At 69.2% G+C, this 5,207-nt stretch carries 5 protein-coding genes and 2 pseudogenes; all 7 read left to right on the top strand.

Going from position 1 to position 5,207, the window contains the following annotated elements:
• A pseudogene (locus ACTQY5_RS10905) lies at positions 1-770 on the top strand (hypothetical protein); the annotation flags it as partial.
• Complete coding sequence (locus ACTQY5_RS10900) at positions 770-1,549, top strand: hypothetical protein (RefSeq protein ID WP_441042106.1); 780 nt, start codon at positions 770-772, stop codon at positions 1,547-1,549. The pseudogene ACTQY5_RS10905 and the gene ACTQY5_RS10900, both read left to right, overlap by 1 nt.
• Positions 1,550-1,551: 2 nt before the next feature.
• Complete coding sequence (locus ACTQY5_RS10895) at positions 1,552-2,655, top strand: hypothetical protein (protein ID WP_441042108.1); 1,104 nt, start codon at positions 1,552-1,554, stop codon at positions 2,653-2,655.
• Positions 2,648-3,601 (top strand): hypothetical protein, encoded by a 954-nt coding sequence (locus ACTQY5_RS10890; RefSeq protein ID WP_441141235.1) that lies wholly within the window; start codon positions 2,648-2,650, stop codon positions 3,599-3,601. Before ACTQY5_RS10895 ends, ACTQY5_RS10890 begins: the two co-directional genes overlap by 8 nt.
• Positions 3,602-3,612: 11 nt before the next feature.
• Complete coding sequence (locus ACTQY5_RS10885) at positions 3,613-4,107, top strand: hypothetical protein (protein ID WP_441042112.1); 495 nt, start codon at positions 3,613-3,615, stop codon at positions 4,105-4,107.
• Positions 4,108-4,109: 2 nt separating this feature from the next.
• Positions 4,110-4,988, top strand: a complete 879-nt coding sequence (locus tag ACTQY5_RS10880) for a hypothetical protein (protein ID WP_441369201.1) — start codon at positions 4,110-4,112, stop codon at positions 4,986-4,988.
• Between the two features lie 3 nt (positions 4,989-4,991).
• Positions 4,992-5,207, top strand: a pseudogene (locus ACTQY5_RS10875) (hypothetical protein); the annotation flags it as partial.

Raw genomic sequence — 5,207 nt, 5'->3', positions numbered from 1 at the left:
CAGCATCGGACTCAGAGCTGCAGCGCCTCGAACGCCTGTTCGCCTCCTCCGGAAAGGAGGCCGGCGACAACTTCGCCATGAACCTCAGCGACGCCGGTCCCATCCTGCAGGAGGTCGCACGCAGGCACGGTAGGGCGGCGGCCAGCAGGCTGGCACGCGAGCTGGCGGCGGGCAAGACCACACTGCAGGACATCGTGCGCAACTACAACCTGACCACCTCGGTCAGCGTGCAGACCGGGCAGGCTGAGCGGCAATACTACTCGTTCGTCCGCAGCATCAGCGGCAAATCGGTGTCGGTGCAGGTCAACTACAAGCCGGGCAAAATGCCCGGCCTGGTCGCAGGGTTCGCGACAGGTGGTCAGCCGCGCAGGCTGTCGTCCGGTCTGATCAGCGGACCCGGCACGCCGACGTCGGACTCGATTCTCGCCCGCGTGTCGACGCGGGAGTTCATCCACAACGCCTCGGCGGTCGACCATTACGGCGTGCGCGCCATGTACGCGCTCAACTCGAGGCAGATTCCGCGCGAAGTGTTCGCGGCGATGGGGTATGCCTCGGGCGGCCAGCCAGGAACGAGGCCGTCGGTGACCGTCCCGACACCCACCTCGGCCCGACTGTCGCTCGACACCTCGGGCGTCGCGGCTGCGGTCGCTGCTGGCCTGGCTGGCGTCCGGATTGTGATGGTGGACCCGACCTCGGGTGTGGAGCGGCTGGTGGATGCGCGGATCGAGATGGCTGGCCGTCGGTCGGCATCGACGGTGAGGAGACGCTGATGATACTGGCTCCGCTGGTGATGCAGTCCCCGCCGTGGGTGGACATGCTGGTGACTCAGGTGCCTGCCGGTGCGGTGTCGGTGCGAGCGTGGCGCGTGTGGCGCGCGGCAGAGGTGCTGGTGCGTGGCCGTCACGTGCTGCTCGGGTCGTCGGCTCGGGTGGTGGACTATGACTTGCCTGTCGGCTCTCCAGTGTCGTATCGGGTGGAGGCCCTGTCCGGGTCGGGTCAGGTGGTGGAGTCGGCGTCGGTGCAGGTGTCGGCCCCGTCGCCCGGGCACTCGATGGCGTGGCTGTCTGACCCGATGTCCCCGATGGGGTCTGTGGTGGTTGGTGTGCTGCGGGGCGGGTCGCGTGGCCGGTGGTCGTCGGCGATGGAGATGGTGCGTCCGATGGGTGGTTTGCCGATCACGCAGGGCGGTGAGCGTCAGGTGCGGGTCCGGTCGTGGCGTCTGGTCGCTGAGGATGAGGCGACGGTGCAGGCGGTGGACGCGATCATGCTGGCCGGGCCGACGGTGGTGTTGCGGGGCGACCCTGAGTGTCTGGATCATCCGACGGGGCTGCTGTACGTGTCGGCGGCTGATGTGGAGTCGGAGCGGACTGTGCCGCACCTGCCTCGGGTGACGTGGCAGATGGACGGGTATGAGTCGCGGGGGCCGGCGATCCTGCCGGTGGTGCCGTCCCGTACCTATGCCGACGATATGGCTGAGCATCCGACGTATCAGGACTCGACTGCTGCGGCGGCAACGTATCTGGACCGTCTCCGTCTGCTGGAGGCGTAGCTATGTGGCCGGTCGATGAGAGGTGGGGTGCGGCTCGTCTGGGGGATGTGGAGCTGTCGTGTCAGGTGTGGCCGACGCTGCGGGGTCAGGTGCTGACTGCTGAGCCGCTGGAGGTGGTGGACGGGTCGCTGTCGGTGGAGGTGCGGGGCGGGCAGGTGCAGTCGTCGCTGGAACTGTCTGTGGCTGACCCGGACGGGTCGCTGTTCACGGGCGCACCGGATGCGCCGCTGGCGGTGCATGGGCATCGACTGGTGGTGCGTGCCGGGTACGCCGGCGTCGGTGATGCGCCGCTGGGCGAGTTCCGCGTGGAGCGCATCGTGCCGGACGGGTCGCCGTGGCGGCTACACCGCTCGGGCCGGTGGGTGCGTGGTGCTCAGATGCTGCGCGTCTCCGCTGGTGACCTGCTGGGGATCGTCGCCGATGACCGGTTCACGACCCCGACGCGGCCGCGTGGGGGAACGGTGCGCGCTGAGGTGCAGCGGCTCGTCGCCGACATCCTGCCGGTCGGTGACTGGTCAGCGTCGCAGACGGTGCCGTCGTCGGTGGAGTACTCGGAGTCCCGCATGGATGCGCTGCTGTCGGTGATGCGTCTGGCGGGTGTGGTGGCGTGGGTGGATCGTGCCGGGGCGCTCCAGGGTGTCCCGGATGTGGGGTCTGGTCAGGTGTGGGAGGCGTCTGCTGCTGATGTGGTGGAGTGGGTGCCGGTGATGGACCGGGACGGGCTCCGCAACGGGTGGGTGGTGACATCGGAGTCGGAGTCTGGGCAGCCGCTACGTGGGGCCGAGTTCGAGGCATCGGGTCCGCTGGCATGGGATGCCTCCGGGTTCGGACGCGTCCCCGAGTTCCTGCACTCCCCGCTAATGCGGACGAACGCTCAGTGCGCGTCGGCGGCGAGGACGATGGGTGAGCGGGCGAGGGCGGCGCGTCGTCAGGTGCTGACCGTGACGTGCGCCCCAGACCCGGCCCTTGATGTGCTGGACACGCTGCGGCTACGGCTGCCGACCCGCACGGTGGATGCCCTGGTGACGGGTATCAGGCTGCCGCTGACTGGGGGATCGATGACGGTCACGGCGAGCGCTGGGTGGGGGGTGCTGGTCGATGTCTGATCCTCTGGGTGATGCTGTCGCGTCTGCTCTGACCCCGGCTCGTCCGCCTGCCGTCGCGGGGGAGGTGAGGGCAACTTCCCCGGTGCTGCTGGTGTCGGTGCTGGGGTCCGAGGTGACGCCGCTGGTGTGGCTGCCGACACCGCTGGCGGTTGGTGACCGGGTGCTGCTGCTGCGCTCCGAGGGGGTGTGGCATGTGGTGGGTCTGCGTACCGCCCGGCCGAGTGAGGGCACTGTGTCATCCACTGGGTCTGGTGTGGTGACCGTCTCGACTGGGGTGGGGCCTGTGACGGTCCCGCACGTCGGTGGTGTGCCGGTGGTGGGTGATCGGGTGGCGCTGCTGTGGGGGTCTGCTGGTGGTGTGGTGGTGGGCCGTATCGGCACACCGTCCGCTCCGCCGCCGCCATCCACGCCGCCGTCTGACCCGACCCCGCCACAGACTGATCCGGCGCCCGCACCGGCCACTGTGGCTGCTGGGGCGGTGCAGGCTGCGACGGCTAGGTCTGGGAGGTGGCGCAGCGACGGCACCGCCGGGCACCGCGCCTATCAGGGGCACTCCACCTCGGGGCAGGTGGCCGACAACACCGGCTACTTTTTTTACGGCTCGACCCTGGCACGGGGCGGGACTGGCTCGTCTGGTGTGGTGCGTCTGTATCGGGCGACCGGTGCGGGCATGTCGGCGGCGCGGACCGTGTGGCTGGCGCTGCACGGTGCTGCGACGCGACCATCGTCACCTCCCGCGCTGACAACTCAGCCTCGCGCCGCCGGGACAGTGGCACAGGGCGGCACCGTCGACATCGCGCTGACCAGCGCTGAGGTGTCGGCGCTGCTGTCCGGCGCTGCTCGCGGGATCGCTGTCTCGTACCAGGGCACCACGGACTACATGGCACTACTGGGCCCATCTGACCGTCCCGACGCTGGACGGGTCACTCTCATCACCACGATCTAAGGAGGCACGGGATGCCGACCACACCGATCTATGGACTCCGGACGCCGGAGTTGGCGGACGCAAACAACGTCCCGGCAGATATGGCCCTGCTGGCTCAGGGCACCGAAAATGCGCTGTCGTCGCTGTCTCCGTCGTGGTCGTCATACGCCGTGGCGTGGTCGCAGAGCGACGGCACCAACCTCTCGATCGGAAACGGCACGCTGGAGGGTCGCTGGATGCAGGTGGGGCGTCTGGTGCACGCCTCGGTGTCGATGGGGCGAGGCTCGACCACCAATCTCGGGTCGGCGGCGTGGGTGTGGTCGATGCCGGTCAACGCCAGGGCCTGGATGATGGTCACTGGCGTGGGGTGGCTGGCGCGTGGCGGGTCTGAGTATCCGCTGACGGTGAGGCCGGTGGGCCCTGGCCGTGTGGTTGCGCTGATCCCGTCCGGGCGGATCTCCAACAACAACCCTGGTGGGTGGGCGTCGGGCGACTCGCTGTTTTTCACGATGACCTACGAGGTGTGATGATGGCTGATCGGATCACGTGGCGCGGCTCCCTGCTGTCGCCCCGCACTCGGGACGCACTGATCGAGGCCGAGCGGCTGGCTGCCGCGATGCCCGAGTTCCGTGGCTGGCGGGACGGGTGGATCATCCGCCCCGGTCAGGGGTCGTGGCAGCCACGCAGCCCCTACTCGGGCTCGACCCACACCGGAGACGGCGTGGTCGACCTGTCGATCCGCCACCACCTCACCCCACCGCAGCGCAAGGCGGTGCTGAGGGCGTGTCGGCAGGTCGGGTTCGCGGCATGGCATCGGATGCCGTCCCGCTCATGGGTGGAGCATCACCATCTGGTGCTCATGCCCCCCGACCAGACCACCAACACGCAGGGGCTGGCTGCGTCGGCGATGGTGCAGGTGTCGCACTACCGGCGTGGCCTCGACGGGCTCGTCGGCAAGGACCGCGACCCGGACCCGTGGCGACCGTCCCCGCTCCTGTCGTGGGAGCAGTACCAGCAGCGCACCGACACCCACACCACCCAAACATCCACCCAGGAGGATGACATGCCCTACACCAAGGACGAACTCAAGCGGATCGTGACCGAGGCGCTGAGCGCCTACGACTGGCAGCCGCTCCAGAAAGGCTCATCGAACGCGCTCGTCGCCAGCTCCCGCAACAACAACCAGATCTGGGCCAGCATCAACAGCCAGGAGACGCTGCGGCTGGTGCGGGAGCTCGCCAAGCGTCAGGGCGTGGTCGTCGATGAGCAGGCGATCGCCCGCTCGGTGCTCGCCGGACTCACCCCGCTGGTGCGTACAGCCGTCGAGGCCGCAGTGAAGGCCGGCGGAACCCCGCAGGCCGTCGCCGACGCGGTCGTGTCCCGGCTCGGCGACGCACTCAAGGACTGACGCGTGTCTCGCCGGACAGCGATGCTCGGGCTCGGCGTCCTATGGGTGCTGGTCGGGGTGTCGCTGCTCTACGCGGCCGTCCCTGCCCGCGCCGAGCTGATCGACCTGCCCGACTGGCTACGAGCCGCCCTGTGGGTCGCTGCCGGCGTGGTCGCGATCGCCACATCAAGCCATGTTCGGGCGTCGGTGTGGGGTCTGGCTGCGATGGCGCTGGTAGCC

Origin of the sequence: Acidaminococcus sp. HCP3S3_H5 (genome assembly GCF_052122235.1) — a bacterium.
In the GTDB taxonomy this organism is placed as follows: domain Bacteria; phylum Bacillota; class Negativicutes; order Acidaminococcales; family Acidaminococcaceae; genus Acidaminococcus.
Note: the sequence above shows the minus strand (reverse complement) of the source record. Positions and strands in the feature narration are given on the sequence as shown.

Coding starts and splice junctions, on each gene's coding strand:
- ACTQY5_RS10900 (WP_441042106.1), top strand. CDS start 770: ATGATACTGGCTCCGCTGGTGATGCAGTCCCCGCCGTGGGTGGACATG.
- ACTQY5_RS10895 (WP_441042108.1), top strand. CDS start 1,552: ATGTGGCCGGTCGATGAGAGGTGGGGTGCGGCTCGTCTGGGGGATGTG.
- ACTQY5_RS10890 (WP_441141235.1), top strand. CDS start 2,648: ATGTCTGATCCTCTGGGTGATGCTGTCGCGTCTGCTCTGACCCCGGCT.
- ACTQY5_RS10885 (WP_441042112.1), top strand. CDS start 3,613: ATGCCGACCACACCGATCTATGGACTCCGGACGCCGGAGTTGGCGGAC.
- ACTQY5_RS10880 (WP_441369201.1), top strand. CDS start 4,110: ATGGCTGATCGGATCACGTGGCGCGGCTCCCTGCTGTCGCCCCGCACT.